Below are 20,160 nucleotides of genomic sequence, written 5' to 3' on the forward strand. Positions count from 1 at the left end.
ATAATGGGATTATTTGAACGCTATTTATCGGTCTGGGTTGGGCTTTGTATTCTGTTGGGTGTGGCTTTGGGTTCATTGATCCCAGAGCTGTTTAATGCAGTAGCCACATTGGAATATGCCAGTGTGAACCTCGTTATCGCTGTGTTTATTTGGGTGATGATATACCCCATGATGGTGCAAATTGATTTTTCTGCCATCAAACAAGTGGGCCGCGAACCCAAGGGTTTAATGCTGACGTTGGTGGTGAACTGGCTGATTAAACCTTTTACCATGGCTTTACTCGGCTGGTTGTTTTTCCGCCTGTTGTTTGCCGACTGGGTGGACGCGCAAACCGCCACTGAATATATAGCAGGTATGATTTTACTCGGCGTTGCGCCCTGCACTGCCATGGTGTTTGTTTGGAGCCAACTGACCAAAGGGGACGCCAATTACACCCTGGTACAAGTGTCAGTGAACGATCTGATCATGGTGTTTGCTTTTGCTCCTATTACTGCGCTGCTGCTGGGCGTTTCGGATATTAGCGTCCCCTGGCCCACTTTGGTGTTATCTGTACTTTTGTATGTAGTGTTGCCTTTAGTGGCTGGTGTAGTGACCCGAAAAAAACTGCAACAAAGCCCCAACCCAAATGCTTTGCCAGAGTTTTTGGCTCGCATCAAACCCTGGTCTGTATTGGGTTTACTGGCCACAGTAGTACTGCTGTTTGGTTTGCAGGCCCCGACCATATTAAGCCAACCTGTCGCCATAGTGCTGATCGCTATTCCGCTGCTACTGCAAACTTACGGCATTTTTGCTTTGAGTTATTACAGTGCCTGCCGAATGAAATTACCTCACAACATAGCAGCCCCAGCCAGCATGATAGGCGCATCTAACTTTTTTGAATTGGCGGTCGCTGTGGCTATTTCGTTATTTGGCCTGCATTCAGGCGCTGCTTTAGCCACAGTAGTCGGTGTGCTGGTGGAAGTGCCTGTGATGTTATCGCTGGTGTGGTATGCCAATAAAACCCGCCGTTATTTTCCAACAACTTCAAGCCCGTCAAAGGACACTCAAGCATGACACATCCATTTGATTTATTAGCGCTGGCCCAAGGCGGCGGTATCATCTTTACACCTTGCCCTGGTACCAAAGGCGTGGATTTAGCCAGCTCAGTGCAGCAATTAAAAGCAGCTGGTACCCAGGTGTTGTTAACCCTGATGCCAACAACCGAAATGCAGCTGAATAATGCAGAACAACTGCCAGAGCTTTGTGCAGAAGCTGGCATTCAATGGTTTCAATTGCCTATCGCCGATGATCATGCCCCAGAGCAGGACTTTCAGCAGAACTGGCCAGCCGTTGTCGCCGTAGTACTGCCGCTGTTACAAGAGGGTGGCATAGTGGCTATTCATTGCAAAGGTGGCTCGGGCCGTACAGGTTTAGTTGCAGCTCAGCTGTTGCTGGAACTGGGTTACAGCAAAGTGGAAACTCAAGCCTTAGTGCAGGCTTTGCGGCCTTACGCACTGACCTTAGCCCCACATCAGGCATATTTTCAAAGCCTTGCCGAACAATCGGCCTAACCGAATTTTTAGCGGAGACACAGAGCATGCAAAAAATTAAAGTAGGTATTAATGGTTTTGGCCGTATTGGTCGTTTAGCACTACGTGCCGCTTTTGACTGGCCAGAATTTGAATTTGTGCAAATCAACGACCCGGCTGGTGACGCTGCTACTTTTGCCCATTTACTGAATTTCGACTCAGTGCATGGCCGCTGGTTAAATCAGGCCGAAGCTGAAGGCAATACCGTTATTATCAAAGGCCAGCGTATTGCGGTCACGCACAATAAAGCCATCAATGACACTAATTGGTCAGGTTGCGATGTCGTCATCGAATGCTCGGGCAAAATGAAAAGTTCAGCCCAGCTGCAGGCCTATTTAGATCAAGGCGTAAAACGTGTGGTCGTCAGCGCTCCTGTGAAAGAAGCCGGCGTATTAAACGTGGTGATGGGTGTCAATCATCAGTTGTTTGATGCTGCAGTGCATAAAATAGTCACAGCGGCCAGTTGCACCACCAACTGTCTGGCGCCTGTAGTCAAAGTGATCCACGAAAAGCTGGGGATCAAACATGGCTCTATCACCACTATTCACGACTTAACCAATACCCAGTCTATTCTCGATACACCGCATAAAGACTTACGCCGCGCCCGCGCTTGTGGCAGCAGCTTAATTCCAACCACCACAGGTTCAGCTACTGCTATTACCGAAATATTCCCTGAGCTAAAAGGCCGCTTAAATGGTCATGCAGTGCGGGTGCCGCTGGCCAACGCGTCTTTAACCGACTGCGTATTTGAAGTAGAACGCGCCACCACGGCTGAAGAAGTAAACGCCTTATTAAAAGCAGCTTCGGAGCAAGAGCTGAAAGATATTCTGGGTTACGAAGAGCGGCCTTTGGTCTCAGTGGATTATAAAACCGACCCACGGTCCAGCATTATCGATGCGTTATCGACTATGGTGATTAACGGCACTCAGGTAAAAATTTATGCCTGGTACGACAACGAATGGGGTTACGCTAACCGTACAGTGGAGTTAGCGAAATTAGTTGGTTTATCCGACAAAGCTTAAACAAGGGTACTTGGGTTCTTAGCAAACAGGAAAAGTAAAATGCAGACAGCACTGAAGCAATATATGGTAGTCACAGGCAACTACTGGGCTTTTACCCTGACAGACGGCGCTTTGCGTATGCTGGTGCTGCTGCATTTTTATAAACTGGGCTACAGCCCTTTAGAAATCGCCTCGTTATTTGTGTTTTACGAGTTGTTTGGTGTGCTGACTAACCTCTTTGGTGGCTGGCTGGGCGCTCGTATTGGTTTAAATAAAACCATGAATATCGGACTGTTTTTACAAATAGCAGCGCTGTCGATGTTATTGGTTCCTGCAGAGTGGCTCATAGTGCCTTGGGTGATGGCCGCTCAAGCCTTATCTGGCGTTGCCAAAGACTTAAATAAAATGAGCGCCAAAAGCTCGATTAAATTATTGGTGCCGCAGGATTCACAAAGCAAACTGTATCAATGGGTAGCTGTGCTGACAGGTTCAAAAAACGCACTCAAAGGGGTTGGCTTTTTTATTGGCGGTTTTTTATTAACTCAATTGGGTTTCCAAGCTGCTGTGGCAGTCATGGCTGGCGCTTTAGCTCTGGTTTGGTTGCTGAGTTTAGTGCTGCTGAAAAAGGATTTAGGCAAAAGCAGTTACAAACCTAAATTTAAAGACATGCTGTCGAAAAGTGGCCCTATTAATTTGTTATCCGGGGCGCGTTTATTTTTATTTGGCGCGCGCGATTTATGGTTTGTGATAGCACTACCACTGTTTTTAGCTCAGCAACTGGCCTGGAGCCAACAAGCCATAGGCACTTTTCTGGCACTGTGGATTATTGGTTATGGTCTGGTGCAAAGTTTAGCGCCCCAGATAACAGGAATAAAGAGGACTGGCAAGCGCTCTGGCAAAGTACCGGGGCGTTGGGCTGCTGTGGGCTGGGCTTTTGCACTTTGTCTGATCCCAGCAGTGCTGGCCAAACTCCTCCCCCTGCCCTTCCCAACTGAAACGCTGTTAGTCTCTGTATTGCTATTGTTTGGCGCTGTCTTTGCGGTGAATTCGTCCTTGCACAGCTATCTGATTGTCAGTTACGCCAAAGCCGATGGTGTGTCACTGGACGTCGGCTTTTATTACATGGCCAACGCCATGGGCCGCTTAATTGGTACTGTATTGTCAGGCTATTTGTATCAAACCCAGGGCTTAGAAGCCTGCCTGGTCTGGTCCAGCGGTTTTATTCTGGCCACAGTGGTTTTATCGTGTTTTTTGCCAAAGGCGAAAGAGGTACAGAAAGTTTAACCAAGACGTAGTGTTTCAACTGTAGAGGGGCTAACCACGCCGATAGTTAATAAACGCAGCTTGTAACTTTGCATTGGCTTTTGGCTGTTTATCCAACGCCTCGATTAACAATATTGCATCCCTTTCTGAAAGAGATAGTGCTCTTTCAGAATCAATAACTAGGTTGTCATTGCAGATCTCTTGATTAAGAACAACAGAATTAATTCCAAGATCACCAGTCATGATTACCTTCAATGAAATAGGAGCGTTTTTTTTCATATAAGCCATATTTTTATTTAAGAAGCGGAATACCCAATTATGGGTTCTTTTAAGCTTAATTTGTTAATCACGACTCAAAAAATAAATAGTAAGAATCGCATTGTAAGAATATTAGCTTGTTGCGCAGAACCTTAAACCTTGTTCAGTAACGTAATGCCCGCTACATTGAGAATTGATATATTCAGAACAGAAAGCCTTTCTTAATCAAAATGGTTACTTTCTGGCAAATTAACAAGATAAACCATAAATACTGGAGCTATCCATGGCAAATCAGATCACTATATTGGGAAAAGTATTTAACAGCCAAGCAGACGCTGAAAAGTACTTTTATGATATCAGAGACAAACTCTGGCGAGATCAGGAAACAATTATCCAAGGTGCCGAGTTTGACATGCTACATAATTTATATAAACAGTACTGCGAAAGCACAGACTGGCCAATTCCAGGAGATGTCGTTTCCTTTAGAGTAAAAAACATTGCTAGAGGATCAGGATCCGCTGGAGGAACCAGTCAAGGATTTGCAGTCATGTTCAGTACCGGAAAAGAAAGTGAGTTTTCTGCGCGTACAGCAATTAAAGACATTGTGAAACACAACAAAATTTAAATCCTGACGGCGCGCTTTGGTCATATTTACCGGTACTGTATTTTGGTTAAAGATCTTTCCTCAGTTATCAGGTTTATGAATTTATGGAAATAGATTCCTGTCCTGGAACTTAAGGATACTGTAGCTTTCAGACCTGTGTCTGCGAAAAATAAAAAGGCACATAGTCCGATCAGAATGCGCTCAGACGTTTAAATCGCGGGTTAGAAGTTGCCAACAGATAAAGGGGTCATGCTAAGGTGAGGATATAGAACTCAGCTTATTGATCAGTCTGGAGAAACCCCGTGTTAAGGTCCCGCAAATTATTGTCTTTTTTTACTCTCATTCTGTTGTGGCTGGCGCCAGCCGCTTTAGCCGCCACTGCGACAGAGCAACTGCAAAAAGTCATCAACGACCATTGGCAATATAGCCTGCAGGAAGACCCAGTCAGTGCGGGCCGGATGGGGCTGGCTGGTTACAACAACCGTCTGCCTGGTGTTACAGCCAAAGACCGCGCTCGTCGGCTGAAGGCTGAACAAGCATTGCTGCAACGTCTGCAAGCCATTGAACCACAACAACTGACAGACTCAGACAGAGTCAATCATCAATTACTAGGCTGGGTACTGCGTAATTCGATCCAGTCCAATAAGCTGTTCCTTGACCGCATTCCGGCCAATACCTTTTACAGTTTCTGGAGCTCAGCTTTGGATGCCAGCAATGGCCTGTCTATGCCCAAAGTAGCGGATTATCAGGATTATATAGCCCGCATCAATGACTTTGGCCGCTACTTTGACGAGAACATTGCCAATATGCGCACTGGTATTAAAGACAGCTTTGTATTACCAAAAATTGTGGTTCAGGGCATAGCCCCAACAGTGCGTGCTCAGGTTTATAGCGACCCAACCCAAAGCAGCCTGTACGAACCTTTTAAAACACTACCGGCAGCATTTTCCAAAAGTGAGCAACAGCAATTACAAAGTGCTGCAAAGAAAGCCATTCAGCAAACAGCTTTACCAGCCTTCGCCCGCTTAGCCGACTTCCTTGAAGGCGACTATATGCAGGCCGCAACAGAAAGTCTGGCGGCAGAACAATTGCCACAAGGTAAAGCCTATTACCGCCATACCATCAATACTTATGTCACTTTGGACATGGACCCGGCAGAAATCCACAAAACTGGCCTGGCCGAAGTAAAACGTATCCGCAGCGAAATGGATGCACTGATTAAAGAAACTGGTTTTAAAGGCAGCTTCAGCGATTTCACTCAGTTTCTGCGCACCGATCCGCAGTTTTATGCCAAAACACCGCTGGAACTATTAAAAGAAGCCTCCTATATCGCCAAACGTATTGATTACCGGCTGCCGGAGTTTTTCGGCAACTTGCCACGTCTGCCTTATGGCGTAGTGCCTGTGCCCGCCGAAATAGCACCCAACTACACTACTGCCTCTTATAACCCTGCAGCTATTGGTGGCATCCGTGGCGGCGCTTATTGGCTGAATACCGACTCGCTGGACCAACGTCCTCTATACGAACTGGTAGCCTTAACGTTGCACGAATCTGTACCTGGCCATCATTTGCAAAACGCTTTGTCACAAGAGCTGGAAAATGTGCCGCAATTTCGCCGTAACCTGTATTTAAGCGCCTATGGCGAAGGCTGGGGTTTATATGCAGAACGGCTAGGTGTGGAAATGGGTGTGTATGACAATGCCTATCAGCAATTTGGCCGCCTGAGTTATGAAATGTGGCGCGCTTGCCGTTTAGTGATAGACACAGGTATTCACTCCCAAGGCTGGAGCCGTCAGCAGGCGCTGGATTACCTGTCCGACAACACCTCTTTGTCACAAGCCAATGTGAGAGCCGAAGTAGACAGATATATTTCATGGCCGGGTCAGGCGCTGTCGTACAAGATGGGTGAGATTAAAATTCGCCAATTGCGCGCCAAAGCAGAACAAAAACTGGGTAAGCAATTTGACCTGCGCGCTTTTCATGATGCGCTGTTAGCCAATGGCGCATTGCCACTGGAAATTCTGGAAGCAGAAATGGATCGCTTTATTGCAACGGCTGCTGCTCAGTAAGTTCTGAGCGGCGGCAACTGTGATAGCTTATCCTTTGACGAAGAGTTTTAGGATGAGTAACACCATGACGGAAAATACCGCGGCCAGCGGAGCACTTTGATGTATTTGATTACTGCTTTTGGCCTGCTGATGTTGCTCTTTAGCCTGATGATGCTGTTCAAGCCAGATGCCTTTGCCCAAGGTATTATCAGCTTTAGCGAGCAGCCTTATTTTCATCCTTTTGAAATAATCAGCAGACTGATTGCCGGTGGCATTTTTATGGCTTATGCCGCAGACACTCAGTTCCCTTTGCTATTTCAAGTCATAGGTTTAGTGTTGTTATTAGTTGGCGCTGGCTTAGCTTTAACCCCTGCCAGCTTACATAAAAAGTTTGCAGTGCAATCGGCTCAACGTTGTAAAAACTATTTCCGTTTAATAGGTGTGGTTTCAGTCGTCTTAGCTGTAGCTTTGATTTATGCCGCAGTTGGGCATCTAATTGATCAGCAGCAATAACTCATCTAACTTAAATGCTAAATAAACCTCAGTGGAGCATCATCATGCTTAATCTGGTTAGAAATCTGGCCGCCATCCTTTTAGGTGTAATAGTGGGCGCTGCTGTGAATATGGCGCTTATCAGTATCAGCCCTATGCTTATTCCTCCACCTGCTGGCGTTGATGTAACGAACACCGAAAGCCTGAGTTTGGGCATCGACTTATTTCAACCCAAACATTTTATTATGCCTTTTCTGGCCCATGCCCTTGGTACTTTGACTGGCGCTTTGGTCGCTTACCTCACAGCTGCCAGTCATAAAAGCCGCTTTGCTTATGTGATTGGTCTCTTTTTTCTTTGTGGCGGCATAGCAGCAAGTTTTATGATCCCAGCTCCAACCTGGTTTATTGCACTGGATTTGGTGGTGGCTTATCTGCCAATGGCATGGCTGGGTATTTTGCTTGCGCGGCGGATCCAGCCAGAAAGAACCCAATGGTGACAAGGTTAAAACAAAGAACAGGAGCTGGTTGTGGAACATAAAATCATTGGATTAGCTCAGCTTGCCATCACTGTCAAAGATGTGCAGCTTGCGCTGCCATTTTATACTCAGGTGCTTGGGCTGCAGTTTCTGTTTGCTCCGACCGAACAGCTGGCCTTTGTTCAATGTGGCGACACCCGTCTGATGCTGAGCCAGCCACAAGGTGCTGGTGAGATTGGCAAAAACTCTATCCCTTATTTTAAAACAACAGATATAGAACAGTTTTATGCGACAACGCTGCAGCGTGGCGCTTTTGCTGAAAGAGCACCACAATTTGCAGCACAAATGCCGGATCATCAGCTATGGATTGGTTTTCTGAAAGACCCGGACGGTAACCTGATTGGCCTGATGGAAGAAAAGCGCTGAAAAGATCAGCAGCAAAGGCACTGCTAAGCTGCTGTCGTAAAGCTGTCGTGGTATTGCCGTAACCTGTAGCCGTTGTTTAGGTTATCTTTGCGTCTATGGGTAAATTCAAAGTATTCAAACCATGAAAATTAATGCAGAACTGATTAAAAAACTAAGAGCCGACAAACAGTGGTCACAAGAGCAACTGGCAGCAGCCTGTGGCCTGAACCTGCGCACTATTCAGCGGCTGGAAAATACAGGTAACGCATCCATTGAATCAGTGCGGGCATTAGCGGCGGTATTTGTTGTGGATGCCAGCGTCCTGATCCTAAACAGTGAAACTTCGGAAGTTGAAGCGCCCAATCCACTTGTAGTGATCAAAGATTGTTTTCTGCAGTTCGCAGATTTTTCCGGCACAGCCAGTCGTTATCAATACGGGTGGTTTTTAGTTTTTGTACTGCTGGTCAGTGCTCTGGCCGAAATTATCAGCCCTACTTTAAGAACATTTGTCACTGTGCTTATGCTGGTGCCTTTTTTAGCCGTAGGTTCGCGCAGATTAAATGACGCCGGGCAAAGTGTCTGGTGGCAACTGATGTATCTGGTGCCTTTTGGTGTGGTGGTGGTCTGGTATTTCATGGCTCAACCAGCCAAATTAGCAGAACAAAACACGGGCAGTATTTGAAAATAAGGAAAAGCACCTATGAATCAAGATGGAAAATTAAACTACGTCGAATTCCCAGCCAAAGATTTAGCCGCCACCAAAACATTTTTCAGCGCGGCCTTTAACTGGAGCTTTGTCGACTATGGCCCGGATTATGTCGCCTTTTCCGATCAAGGCCTGGATGGCGGATTTTTCCGTTCAGAACAAAGCTCCACCAGTGCAACAGGCGCCGCTTTATTGGTATTTTACAGTGCAGATATTAAGGCCACTTTAGCCAAAGTACAGCAACATGGCGGCAGTATCATCAAAGCCATTTTTGACTTCCCGGGCGGCTGCCGTTTCCACTTTACCGAACCCAGCGGCAATGAATTTGCGGTTTGGTCTGAAAGTCAGGTGTAAACCTCAGGATTTAATCAGCTTCACAATAGCTTCCATAGCCGGGTCCCTGCCCGAAAAATACTGCTTAGAATCTAAAGTGACTGGCAGCTGAGGAGCCACCCAAATTCTATGGTCCTCAGCTTTTGACGCCTGATGGTATTGAGAAGAGATAATTCCAACTACACCGCTGTAGGGTAATTGAAACCAGCCCGCTTCCCCCAGATGATTAGGCTTGCTGCCACTGGGTTCACCAACAATAATAGCGTCAGTCAGCCGGTTTAAATCAGCCAGCAATAAGTGGGCGGCTGAAAAAGTGTTTCTGCCGACAATCACAAAAAGTTTTGCCTCTGCACGCTGCTCTTTAAAATGAATTAAAGCCCGGGTTAATGGCGGCAAAATAGAGCCATTGCCACCACTATTATGTCGCAGATCAAGTACCAGATTTTCGACTTCGCTTTTCGCCAGTTGCTGCCGAACTTCAGTACTAAAAGCTTCAAGCGATTGAGATTTGTCTTGCGCCACAGCATTAAATTGCAGATATAAATAGTTATTTACCTTGTCAGTTTTATACCAATAGTTGAGGCTTTTGTTTTGCAAATACAACGGATTATCTGCTTGCGTTAACGGCGGTAAGGTAGGAAAACCGCTGAAGCTAAAAGGTTCAGCTGTCAGCTTAACACTGCTGTGTTGGCCTGTTGTTGTGGTAAAAGTCAGCGACACATTTTCTGCTTTTTTAACTACCCCTACCCCAGCTAATACATCTGGTAAACCCAGGTAATAAGGGCCTAACCATAACTGCTGCATTTCATTGTCTCTGGCATTGACACTGGCAAGTTTCACCAACACCTGGTCAACAGGGGTTTCAGCTACTTTAAGTAATCTCAACCCCACTAAATGCTGATACGGCTCAGTCGCCTGCACTACATAAACACCGTCAGCAAACCAATAAAACTGCAGCGGCAGCCTGGCTAAAGAGGCGGTTTTGGCAGCAGTAGGCACGATAAAATTATGGTCGTTGCCCAAAGAACCCAACAACTGCATAAAACGAAACACCACTTGTGGATCGCTAAGTTGAGGTATGTCTTTTTTAATCAAATTCACATGCTGTAGCAGTTGAGCTTTGCTGATGTGGTGATAGGGGTTTACATGCAAGCGTTCGATTTCACTTAACAGAAAATCCAGATCGGCCTGCCATCGTTCTGCCGATGTGAGATTCGGCTGCCTAAACTCCCCCGTGATATTGTGAAATTCAGTCAGGTCCGACAGATTTGCAAAAGCAGCTTTATTGATCAGCGATTTACGATCATCCCAACGCGCCTGCAAAGCTTTATTCAGCCACAGCATTGCATTAGCCGAATCCTTCAGTGCTGCGTAACTTTCTGCAATTTTCACCATAATATCGTTTGACGGTGCCGAAGCCGATTTTACACCTGTCAAAATAGTGCCCAGTTGCAGGACACGCTTAAAGGCGGAAATCGCCTTTTGGTACTGCTTGGTCTGTAAATAAGCATGGCCCAATAAAAACCAGCTATCACCATCATCGCTGTACTGCCGGGTTATGTTTTCTAAAAGTGGCAAAACGGCAGACCATTCAGCTTTTTTTGCCCCTTGCATAGCCAACTCTCTCATCTTCAAATAACTGACAGGATCAGCCGGATAATTCTGGCCAGGATAAAAGCCGATAGCTGTGTTTGTAGTACTGGTTGCTTTAGACGAAGCCTGCACCAGAGGTAGCTGACAACACAGAAGTACAAGTAAAAAGGCGTAAAAAGATTTCATCGACTCACTCTTTATTGCTGTATTTGTTATTAATAATTGCTCAGGATCAACCACAACTCTTGCCCCAGACTGCGCCCGTCAATGGCTTGCTGACGCAGCTCTGTCAGTTGTTTTGCGTTATACCAGCGGCCTGATTTCATCACAGCATCAGGCTCGCGCAATACTGATAACTCAATGATTGGGTTTTCTTTGCTATAGATAAAATCTGCTTTATAGCCCGGACGAATTTGACCTGCCAGCTCTGCTAAGCCAAGCGCTTTTGCTGGTGCTATGGTGGCTGCATGCAATACAGCAAAGCTATCCAGGCCAGCTTGTTGCAGCAGTTGCATTTCGGTATGAGTGGCTAAACCATGGGGTGACAACAAAGCTCCTGCATCAGAACCCACGAATAAAGGCACTCCTGCCTGATGCAACTGGCTGGTGATTTGTAATAGAAACTGCAAAGTTTGAGCATTATGTGTAGCCATCTCATCCGTACTTTGTAGCCAACGTTCAACCTGATTATGCCGCTCTTCAAAAGCGATCAACGGTGAAATATAGTCCTGGGGTAAAGTGGCTAAAAACGCCTCTTTATCACGGCTGATGGCGGTCAGCTGCCAGAATATATTCAGAGTTGGAGTAACAGGTACCTGAAGTAGTTTCAGTTGTTCTATAACCTCTTGCAGAGCAGCTAAGTCCTGCTGGTAGTGCAAAGGCCCCTGATAAATATCTTCCACATGCTCCAAAGATTGCATAGCGGCCAAATCCTGCCAGGGCAGAGCACCTGACGGATGAGGGCCATGTTTGGCGACAGGCATTCTCAATACAGCAGCTTCTGTTACAACAGCACTCAGGCTTTGTGCCGATAAATCGCCATAAGCTTTGATCAGATCGTAACCTTCAGCATAAGCAGCACGCACAGCAGCTTTCGCCTCTGTTGCATCAGTAACTGAGGTCGTAGTGGGTCTTTTAGTGGCGCTCAGTATAGGGCTGCTGACGGTCATACTACTGCCAAGCATTTCATTGTGGTTGATAGCATCCCGCCACTTTAGATGTGCAGGCAAACCATGCATCACACGTACATGAGTGACCCCATGCGATAAAGACAGTTGCAGCGCTGCTGGATCAGAAAGATGCACATGCATATCAAAAAGGCCAGGCGTCAGGTAACCATTTAAACCATCAATCACCACAGCATTTGCATCTTCAATGGCAGCACCAGCTGGACGAATAGCAGAAATTCTGCCGTTTTTCAGCTCTACTTGTTGCTGCCTGACCACCTGCCGGTTTTTAACATCAATCAGATTGATCTGATCAATCACCACCACAGCTGCAACAGGTAAAGGTTTGATACTGCTGCAACCCGGGAATAAAAAACAAAATACGAGAAGGCTCAAGGCCAAGGCAAACAAAGCGGTTTTGGTCATCACAAGGTTTCTTAACATACAAGCTCAGCGCTACAATTCTGGTCTGTTGATGCTGATGTTTTTTTGGCAGAAGGTCGTGCAGGATCTTGTTTTTATCCTTGTGAAAACAAGATCCTGCACCTGAAGTCAGGTATTCAGCTGTTGCTGGCGGTAAGCCGAAGGGGTTAACCCAACCCAGAGCCTGAAGCTGGTATTAAAGCTGGATTTAGAGTTAAAACCAGCATTCAGCGCCAAAGTCAGTAAAGGCGTGTCAGGCTGTTGCAGCATTTGCCGCTGCACCTGCTTAATTCTGAGCTGGTTAATATAGTCATTAAAATTAAGCCCGGCGACCAGATTAATAGCGCGGGAAATATCTCTTGGGTTCAAACCTGTCAATTCGGATAACTGCTCCAAACTTAAACGAGGCTGGCTATACCATTGCTGCTGGCGAATTTGCTGATCCAGTTCAGTAAAAATACCGCTGTAGTCCGCAGCATTTTCACTGCGAATCAGAGAAGGCTCTGCTCCAGAAACTGCCGGGCTTTGCTCGTCTGAACTGTGTTCACTTTGCCAAACCAGACTTAAACTCGCTAAATCCACCGGGGTTTTGACCAGTTTCACAATCAGATAAGCCAATAAAACCAAAGTGGTAGCTGTACTCACTCCCTGCCCTGTCTGATTCAACAGCTGCCCCAAAGCCGGTTGCATATTAAGACGCAGCAAATCCAGCATACTGACCAGAGTCTGCACAGCTAATACCCAACCAAACCAGCCAAAAGATAATTCCTCTGCGTCAGAACGTTGCTGTTTGAGCCATTTGTTAAATTGCCAGACAAGACGGAAGGTCAACAGCGCATAGCCCAAACGCCATAGAGTGCCAATGGCAATGACCCATTGCGGTTGCTGTTGAGCTAAAGGCAATAACGCCAGCATAGGTAAAAAATGCAGAGCATCTTGCCATTCAAGTCTGCTGGTAAAAGCCGATTTAACCGCCAGATAAAAGGCTGGCCCCAAGCCCAAAACAAAAACCGGTGTCACCAGATAAAGCTCACGAGTCAGGTTGGTTTCTTCCAGCAGATTAAAAGCGCAGAGCAAAACAACCAGCAGCAATAAGCAGATAAAGCCCTGATGCTGTTTTTTTCCACTGAGCAAACACAGGCCTAATAAAGCCACGGCCAGTAAAGCCGCCTGAATTAAATTAACCACTGAAATCACAACGTCTGCTCTCTTTCAGATGTAGCATACAAAAATAAACAGAGCAGATAATACGACTTAGCCCCAACTGTCGCCATAAAAACTCCTGTTCATGGCGATTACAGAAGGTCATTGCAGCTTAATAAATACCGGATTGCTGTAAAACCATAAATCAAACCAAGGGTTTTCGCCTTTGGCATCAGGCTCTGGTTCCAGTTCGTTTTTGTTGTTGGTGCCACGCAAACGTAAATACTGACTGGTGCTGACTTTGCCCAGCGGCAACTCAAACTGGCTGTAACCGTCTTTGATAGTCCAGTCGGCTGGATAAAAACGTTTGGCTATTTTTGTATCTGGCGCTTCGTCGCTATTTCGCTCTGAGGCTGGGCCTTTGATAAAACCCTGAATCAGATCCACTCTTTGTACTTTAGGGTTAAAACCGCCGCCGTTGTTGCTGTTGGGGTCACGAAAACGCACTCGAAGCACCAGCTCATCGTCTGCTGAGACTGTTAATGTCTGGCCCGCTGTGGCGGTTTGAGTGGAATCTTTTACTGCCACTTCGACAAACAATTCATCTATTAAATCGCCTGTAGTGACAAAGACTTGGCCTGCTTTTAGCGCCGCAAAAATACTGTCGTAGTTTTTATCGGCGTAGACATAAGTTTTGGCGTATTGGCCTGGCCAGAAATCAGCCCAGCCATCGGTGTAATGACCGTGACTGTCTGATACGCCTGTCACCCACCAGTGTCGGCCTTCGCTTAATAAACTATCCCAAACCCCACCTAAACGGGCTGTCATCTGGTCGTAGCCGCCCATAGTTGGGTAATCCGGGTATTCGCCACGAATAGCGGTTGGGTCTGTGCTGCCATCCGGATTTAAAGTCGCAGCTTGATGGCCTTCAGCCCCCGTCATACCAATCACTACATCAGGTGCTGTGTCCTGCCAGTCACGTAATTGCGCTGGGGTCACTTTATTGTATTGCCGAAAACCTGTGGCTAACCGTGCCGGATGATTGACCAGCAGCAGTGGTTTATCCGGTAATGCATTCATGGCTTTTAAGGCTTGCAGCATAAAAGCATCTTCAGCTTTTTCCGGTCCTGGTGGTACACCCTGACGGCCGTTGTAGCGGCTTTCTATCTGGTACAACTGCTCTGCTTCTGTCGGGCTGTGCGGCATAATAAAACTGGCATGGCGACCACCAGGGCTATTGCCCGGCACATCAAATTCCATACCGTAAAATTGCAGAATTTGGGGTAAAGCTTTACGTGAAGCCACAAGTTCAGGATAAGCCTGCTCCAACGCCAGTTTGGCGCGATTTGGCCCACCGTGATCGGTCACCACCATCCAGCTTAAACCATAATGTGCGGCCATTTGCGCATTCAAAGCTGTTGAATATTTGGCATCTCCCCCAATAATGGGCGTGGGCGGAAACACAGAGTTATCCCATTTCACACTGTAATGGGTATGCACATGATGATCACCGGCCAGCCAGCTTTTACTTTGTGCTGGTTTTTGCTCTAGTTGAACCTGTTGGCACGACGCCATGAGCAAAGTCACAGCAGCGGCCAGGCCAATCTGCTTTTTATTCACTACAAAAGTTTTCACTCACTACACCTTAAGACTTATGAAACACAGCCCTGATCCAACAGAATCAGGGCTTTTTTCTAACTAGATCAGAACTGCACTGTCACCCCAGCCATATAAGTCCGTCCACTAAAGGTGGTGTTGTACGCTCTGTCGTTGGAATCACTATACAACTCATCACGCACATTGGTCAGGTTCATGGCTTCAATGTTCAGTTTTACATGCTCGCTTAAGCGGTAAAACGCAGAGAAGTCGACGTGAGTTGTGGCATGGTAACCCCGTTCGTCATCGTCGATAGAACCACTTTCCACACCTGTGATGTAATCGCTGCGATAAGCGGCTGCTACACGGCCACCCCACTGTTCTGTTTCATAATACAGCGTGAAGTTGTAGCTCTGCTTCGACAAACCAGCAAAAGCTTTCACCTGATCTTCACCTGAGTTTTCGACGTTGCGATACAAGGTATTGCCATCTGCCCAGGTGTAGTTAGCGATCACGCCCAGGTTATTAAATGGCGCTGGCAGGAAATCCAGGTCGCGTTGCATCGCCAGTTCAAAACCTTTGATGCTGGAAGAATCAGAGTTTTGTGGTGACGATACGTTAAAAATATCATCCACAGTTTTACCTACAGGCAATAACTGCGCTGGCAGGCCTAATTCGCTGTACACAATTTGCTGAGTTTCAGTGACGATAAAGTTATCAATGTCTTTGTAAAAGAGCGCCACTGAAGCCAGACCTATATCTTCAAAGTACCATTCAACTGCTGTATCAAAGTTATTGGATTCAAAAGGCTTCAGGTGAGGATTACCCACTGAAATCTGGCCTATATCATTTTCGCCTAAAGAGGTTTGGCTGACATTGGCCGAAAAGGCCAAAGCACCTAACGAAGGACGGGTCATGTTTTTGCTCAGGCCGGTACGCCAAATTACATCTTCGGCAAATTCATAAGCAATGTTCAGGCTAGGCAAATAGTCTGAGTAATCACGCACCATTGTGGTTGGAATACCTTTGGACAAGCCCTCTGAGCTCAGTTCTGTAGTGAAGTAACGCACGCCTATATTGGCACGCAGCGGCATACCTGCCACATCATATTCTGTGTCGTACACCAGATAAGCGGCCTGAGTTTCTTCCGCTATATCATAGGCTGAGCTTTCTATTGTATGTTCATCAGTTAAGGCAAAGTTCGTCAGACCATAAAAAGCCTGCAAAGCCGCCATATCGCCTTGTAACCAGCTTTGATCCGGATGACCGTTAAACACCTGCACCTGCTCTGCCGTCAGCGTGGTTACGCCCTGATTTTGTGGTGTGGCTGCATTGGTTGGAAAATTCTGTGCCACCCGTTCAAAACCTGAGTTAGTAAATTTCTTATGATTCACACCAAATTTCAGGCTCGAGCTGTCGGTTAAGTGGTACTCAAAATCCAGTTTGGCATTGTCAAAGTCGGAGTAAATAAAGTTCGACTGAAAGTACAAGTCTTTGACTGTGTAACCGTCCAGAGCCGCTACATCAAAGTCAGGTGAATAACTCTGTCCATAAAAAGCGTCTTGCGTGAAATCAGTAATAATATTCACTTTTTTACTGGCTTCGATATTTAGTTTATTGACTCGCGGTTGCTCGTAATCTGACGAACTGTGGCCAAGCATAGCGCTCATTGTTAAGTCGTCAGTTAAAGTCCAGTCAGCCGTTAAACTCAGCTGATTAAATACCGACTCGTTGCGATCCTGACGGTTTTCATTACGCCATGTCGCATTTTTATAATCGGCATAAATCACTTCTTTTTCGCCGTTTTTCTCGCGCCAGACTAAGTCGTTGACTACAGAGTTATCTTTCACCGCCATATGATGCTCAGACAACTGGTTTTCCAGTTTGCCGTGCATTAAATCCAGCACCAGACTGAAGTCTGAACTTGGTTTGTACTGTAAAGCCGCGGTAATACCTAAACGATTTTGATCGTTTTCCCAAACCGAATAACGGTGACCACGCGGGAACCATAATTCGCCTGAATCCAGCTCGGCCTGGAGTTCAGTATTGCTGGCATCGGCAGCTTTTTTGCCACCTTCACGGCGCCAGCGGGTGGTGTTAGTGCCGTATTCGTTAGTGGCTCTGTCGCTGTACGCTACAGACACAAGAGCACCAAAATTCGACCAGGTATTAGACAATAAAGCTGCGATACGAGGGTCTGTGCTGTCGGTATTGCTGTTGGTGCCAAGCTGAGCAGAAACAGCGGCCTGAGCACCGTCGTAATCAAAAGGTTTGGCGGTACGTAAATTGACAGTACCTGCTATGCCACCTTCTTCCTGATCGGCAGAAAATGATTTTTTTACATCAATCTGGTTAAACAGCTCAGAGGCAAAAATATTAAAGTCAAAAGCCCGGGTACGGGACACACCACCACGCGCATCCATAGGCGAAGACGAAGTACCTAAAGCTTCCATGCCGTTGACCTGAACACGGGTAAAATCTGGGCCTAAACCACGCAAAGAAATCTGTCGGCCTTCACCACCTTCACGGGTAATAGTGACACCAGGCACACGTTGCAGTGAGTCGGCCAGGTTCAGATCAGGGAAATCCGCAATATCTTCCGCCACTATCGAATCCTGAGCGATCATGGCTTCACGCTTTAGATCTTTGGCTTTGATAATGGAGCTGCGAAAGCCTTTGACTTCAATAACTTCAGTTTCTGCCACTTCAGTAGCAGATTGGGCCAGCAATACAGGGCTGTAAAAAGCCGGAATTGCGGCCAGAACGGCCAAAGCCAGATGACTCTTGCGAAGATTCGTCTTCATAATTAATCCATTATTCCTGGTTAGTTAAGCTGATTAAGTAAATCTGCCAGGCGCAAATGCGCAGCAGTCCCCCTAAAGAGCAACGACCAGTGATTTATGGACAGAGAATTTTATGAAGGTTTTTTTACAGTGGTTTAAAAATTACTACAGAAATAATGCTCCATGACTCAAACCAAAAGAGCTTCGATAATATTGTCAAAACTACTTTGCTTCTTTCAATTTCTTTAAAGCCAGCATTATTTTATTAGCAGATTCTTGAGCCTTTTCTTGGGTGTTACATTCACTTGCGGATATTCGCTCAACCGCAACACCCTCTTGCTGTAATGTTCTGGTTCTAGCCTGAGCCTCAGCAGGTGTTTCTGTATGTACTGTATCTCCGTCAACTTCCACCACTAGAGATATCCCTTTATGAATCAAGAAAAAATCAGGTTCAATTCTACTGTAAGAGTCACCACCACGAATGAAAACGGGTAAAGGTGCAAAAGATACGCCTTGTGCTTTTAATGCTTTGTATAAGTAAATTTCTGGCTGTGAACGAAATAGCAAACCATCTTGGGTTAATGGAGCTACGTTACTAGACCTGACTCGCCCCTGATTTGTTAGCTTTGCGCCAGTAAGCCAAGCACTAGCCTTTTCGCGCCATTGAGGATCATCAACGATTGCGGGAACAATGTTCACATTGCTCAATGCTTCATTTTGTTGCCCTTGCAGAAATATCTCTAGTTTGTCCGAGATTGACTTCTCCAAGCGTCCTTTTTCGGATTCAAGCTGTGGGTAAAGAGTGATAGGAACTTGCAGAAACAGTGAAAAATACGTAGTTCCTCCATTCCAATTGTCATAACCTGTTTCTTGAATTTCTGGATTGGAGTAAGTCAAAACAGCTACTTCAAGTTGAGCGCCATCAGCCGCAAAAAGCCTTGCCACAGTCCCCAAAATGGATTCTGGATTTATAAAAAATTTATGGCTCAAGTTACTCTCCCCCTTATATGTAATATCGTGAGATAACCATTCTGCTTAATTTTCATAACACTCAACATTAGACGTAAATCACAGTGATAAGGTATATCAACACCTAAACCAAAGGCAAACAAAGATAAAAGGAACAAAAAAGTGAGGCAAATCTGCCCCACATCTTTACTGGATCTCAAATAATTCCACATCAAAAATCAGCACTGAACCTGGCGGAATTTTGCCAGCGCTGCGGTTGCCGTAACCCAAGCCTGATGGGATAAAAAAGCGGAATTTATCGCCCACTTTCATCAGTTGTAAACCTTCGGTCCAGCCTGGAATAACGCGGTTTAGTGGGAAAGAGATGGTTTCGTCACGCTCAACTGAAGAGTCGAACACTGTGCCGTCAGTGAGTGTGCCGTGGTAATGCACTCGTACTGTGCTGCTGGCGCTTGGATGGGTTTCGCCATTGCCACTTTGTAAAACCTCATATTGCAGGCCTGAAGCTGTAGTTTTTACACCTTCTTTTTTAGAGTTTTCAGCTAAAAATGCACTGCCTTTTTCATGGTTTAGCAGAGCGGCTTTTTTAGAACTGGCGCTGTTGTAGAAGTAATAAGCGAGGCAAGCGAGAACTAAAACAATTAAAGCAATTTTCATGGTGAGTCCGGTTAATTAAGCTAGGTAGCAGCCATCTTATTGTTAATGTTGGTTTTGGTCAAAGATGAGGTGAAGTTCTATTGTTGATTGCGGGTTATGGATTGTTGCACTGCCGCTTCGCGGCGAGTACAACCTACATCGCGTCGAGTGCAACCTACAGTGTGGCGAATGCAAGCTACAACACCTTGATAGAAACCGGTCTTGCGGCAAAAATCTTGCATTTTTCTTTGTTTCTTTTTGTTTTTCTTTGTTTCTGGCCGCCGCTCTTGAGCCCACTGCTGGCTTTGCCTAAAATGGCGCACGTTTTATTTATTACAGGCCAGAGCCATGACAGACACTACCACTCAAGACACAGCAGCACGCCCGGATTTACCGGATCGCCTTTGCACCAACCCACGTAGCCCGCATTATGTAGCGGCAATTTTTGAACATGACGTGGGTATTCGTTTGAACGGCAAACAGCGTTTTGATGTGGAAGAATATTGCATCAGCGAAGGTTGGGTGAAAGTGGCAGCAGCCAAAGCACTGGACCGTCGTGGCCAGCCTTTACTGATGACGCTTAAAGGTAAAGTAGAAGCTTTTTATACCGAGCCTGCTTAAAACCGCAGTTTTGTTGACTGTACAGCTCGCTCAGACTTTCGTTTGGACGCGAGACAGGCAGGGATAAACCCTTTAC

Annotated in this window: 20 protein-coding genes; 12 read left to right on the top strand and 8 right to left on the bottom strand. The window is 46.2% G+C overall.

Annotation, left to right across the window (positions count from 1 at the left end; all coding sequences use genetic code 11):
* Nucleotides 1-3 precede the first annotated feature (3 nt).
* The 4 genes from arsB to arsJ are packed head-to-tail and all read left to right on the top strand — an operon-like array spanning nt 4 to nt 3,853.
* The gene (gene arsB, locus LSG37_RS16005) at nt 4-1,053 is read left to right on the top strand and encodes an ACR3 family arsenite efflux transporter (protein ID WP_233080812.1); all 1,050 of its coding nucleotides are present in this window, start codon (nt 4-6) and stop codon (nt 1,051-1,053) included.
* Nucleotides 1,050-1,550, top strand: a complete 501-nt coding sequence (locus LSG37_RS16010; RefSeq protein WP_233080813.1) for a phosphatase domain-containing putative toxin — start codon at nt 1,050-1,052, stop codon at nt 1,548-1,550. Before arsB ends, LSG37_RS16010 begins: the two co-directional genes overlap by 4 nt.
* Nucleotides 1,551-1,576: 26 nt before the next feature.
* Complete coding sequence (locus tag LSG37_RS16015; RefSeq protein ID WP_233080814.1) at nt 1,577-2,590, top strand: ArsJ-associated glyceraldehyde-3-phosphate dehydrogenase; 1,014 nt, start codon at nt 1,577-1,579, stop codon at nt 2,588-2,590.
* Nucleotides 2,591-2,629: 39 nt separating this feature from the next.
* Nucleotides 2,630-3,853, top strand: coding sequence for an organoarsenical effux MFS transporter ArsJ (gene arsJ / locus LSG37_RS16020; RefSeq protein WP_233080815.1), 1,224 nt, complete (start codon nt 2,630-2,632; stop codon nt 3,851-3,853).
* 30 nt (nt 3,854-3,883) lie between these two features.
* Here arsJ and LSG37_RS16025 read toward each other — a convergent pair whose 3' ends face one another.
* Nucleotides 3,884-4,111 (bottom strand): type II toxin -antitoxin system TacA 1-like antitoxin, encoded by a 228-nt coding sequence (locus LSG37_RS16025; RefSeq protein WP_233080816.1) that lies wholly within the window; start codon nt 4,109-4,111, stop codon nt 3,884-3,886.
* A gap of 262 nt (nt 4,112-4,373) precedes the next feature.
* On the opposite strand from LSG37_RS16025, the gene LSG37_RS16030 reads away from it, so the two are divergent.
* The 7 genes from LSG37_RS16030 to LSG37_RS16060 all read left to right on the top strand — a co-directional run bounded on the left by LSG37_RS16030 (nt 4,374) and on the right by LSG37_RS16060 (nt 9,175).
* Nucleotides 4,374-4,715 carry a hypothetical protein gene (locus tag LSG37_RS16030; protein ID WP_233080817.1) on the top strand — a complete coding sequence of 114 codons (342 nt, stop codon included), beginning with the start codon at nt 4,374-4,376 and terminating at the stop codon, nt 4,713-4,715.
* A 281-nt stretch (nt 4,716-4,996) separates the two neighbouring features.
* The gene (locus tag LSG37_RS16035) at nt 4,997-6,763 is read left to right on the top strand and encodes a DUF885 domain-containing protein (protein WP_233080818.1); all 1,767 of its coding nucleotides are present in this window, start codon (nt 4,997-4,999) and stop codon (nt 6,761-6,763) included.
* A gap of 99 nt (nt 6,764-6,862) precedes the next feature.
* Nucleotides 6,863-7,255, top strand: a complete 393-nt coding sequence (locus LSG37_RS16040; RefSeq protein ID WP_233080819.1) for a hypothetical protein — start codon at nt 6,863-6,865, stop codon at nt 7,253-7,255.
* 44 nt (nt 7,256-7,299) lie between these two features.
* Entirely contained in the window at nt 7,300-7,731 is a 432-nt protein-coding gene (locus LSG37_RS16045) for a hypothetical protein (protein ID WP_233080820.1), read from the top strand.
* A 30-nt stretch (nt 7,732-7,761) separates the two neighbouring features.
* A complete protein-coding gene (locus LSG37_RS16050; protein WP_233080821.1) occupies nt 7,762-8,136 on the top strand; it encodes a VOC family protein in 375 nt (124 codons plus the stop codon).
* Nucleotides 8,137-8,257: 121 nt separating this feature from the next.
* Nucleotides 8,258-8,797 (top strand): DUF805 domain-containing protein, encoded by a 540-nt coding sequence (locus tag LSG37_RS16055; RefSeq protein ID WP_233080822.1) that lies wholly within the window; start codon nt 8,258-8,260, stop codon nt 8,795-8,797.
* Between the two features lie 18 nt (nt 8,798-8,815).
* Nucleotides 8,816-9,175 (top strand): VOC family protein, encoded by a 360-nt coding sequence (locus LSG37_RS16060; RefSeq protein ID WP_233080823.1) that lies wholly within the window; start codon nt 8,816-8,818, stop codon nt 9,173-9,175.
* A gap of 3 nt (nt 9,176-9,178) precedes the next feature.
* Here the strand turns inward: LSG37_RS16060 and LSG37_RS16065 are convergent, their stop codons facing one another.
* The 7 genes from LSG37_RS16065 to bamJ form a co-directional block, all read right to left on the bottom strand.
* Complete coding sequence (locus LSG37_RS16065; RefSeq protein WP_233080824.1) at nt 9,179-10,933, bottom strand: S41 family peptidase; 1,755 nt, start codon at nt 10,931-10,933, stop codon at nt 9,179-9,181.
* Nucleotides 10,934-10,962: 29 nt separating this feature from the next.
* A complete protein-coding gene (locus LSG37_RS16070; protein WP_233080825.1) occupies nt 10,963-12,357 on the bottom strand; it encodes an amidohydrolase family protein in 1,395 nt (464 codons plus the stop codon).
* A gap of 108 nt (nt 12,358-12,465) precedes the next feature.
* Complete coding sequence (locus LSG37_RS21445) at nt 12,466-13,533, bottom strand: helix-turn-helix domain-containing protein (RefSeq protein ID WP_233080826.1); 1,068 nt, start codon at nt 13,531-13,533, stop codon at nt 12,466-12,468.
* A 108-nt stretch (nt 13,534-13,641) separates the two neighbouring features.
* Nucleotides 13,642-15,114, bottom strand: coding sequence for a CehA/McbA family metallohydrolase domain-containing protein (locus LSG37_RS16080; RefSeq protein WP_233080827.1), 1,473 nt, complete (start codon nt 15,112-15,114; stop codon nt 13,642-13,644).
* Nucleotides 15,115-15,182: 68 nt separating this feature from the next.
* Nucleotides 15,183-17,879, bottom strand: coding sequence for a TonB-dependent receptor (locus LSG37_RS16085; protein WP_233080828.1), 2,697 nt, complete (start codon nt 17,877-17,879; stop codon nt 15,183-15,185).
* Nucleotides 17,880-18,080: 201 nt separating this feature from the next.
* Nucleotides 18,081-18,848, bottom strand: a complete 768-nt coding sequence (locus LSG37_RS16090; protein WP_233080829.1) for an endonuclease domain-containing protein — start codon at nt 18,846-18,848, stop codon at nt 18,081-18,083.
* Nucleotides 18,849-19,013: 165 nt separating this feature from the next.
* The gene (bamJ, locus tag LSG37_RS16095) at nt 19,014-19,484 is read right to left on the bottom strand and encodes a BamJ family beta-barrel-assembly machinery protein (RefSeq protein ID WP_233080830.1); all 471 of its coding nucleotides are present in this window, start codon (nt 19,482-19,484) and stop codon (nt 19,014-19,016) included.
* Nucleotides 19,485-19,811: 327 nt separating this feature from the next.
* Here bamJ and LSG37_RS16100 point away from each other — a divergent pair, with 327 nt between their 5' ends.
* Nucleotides 19,812-20,084, top strand: a complete 273-nt coding sequence (locus LSG37_RS16100; RefSeq protein WP_008899910.1) for a DUF3297 family protein — start codon at nt 19,812-19,814, stop codon at nt 20,082-20,084.
* Nucleotides 20,085-20,160 lie beyond the last annotated feature (76 nt).

This window comes from Rheinheimera soli, assembly GCF_021290985.1.
Classification (GTDB): domain Bacteria; phylum Pseudomonadota; class Gammaproteobacteria; order Enterobacterales; family Alteromonadaceae; genus Pararheinheimera; species Pararheinheimera soli.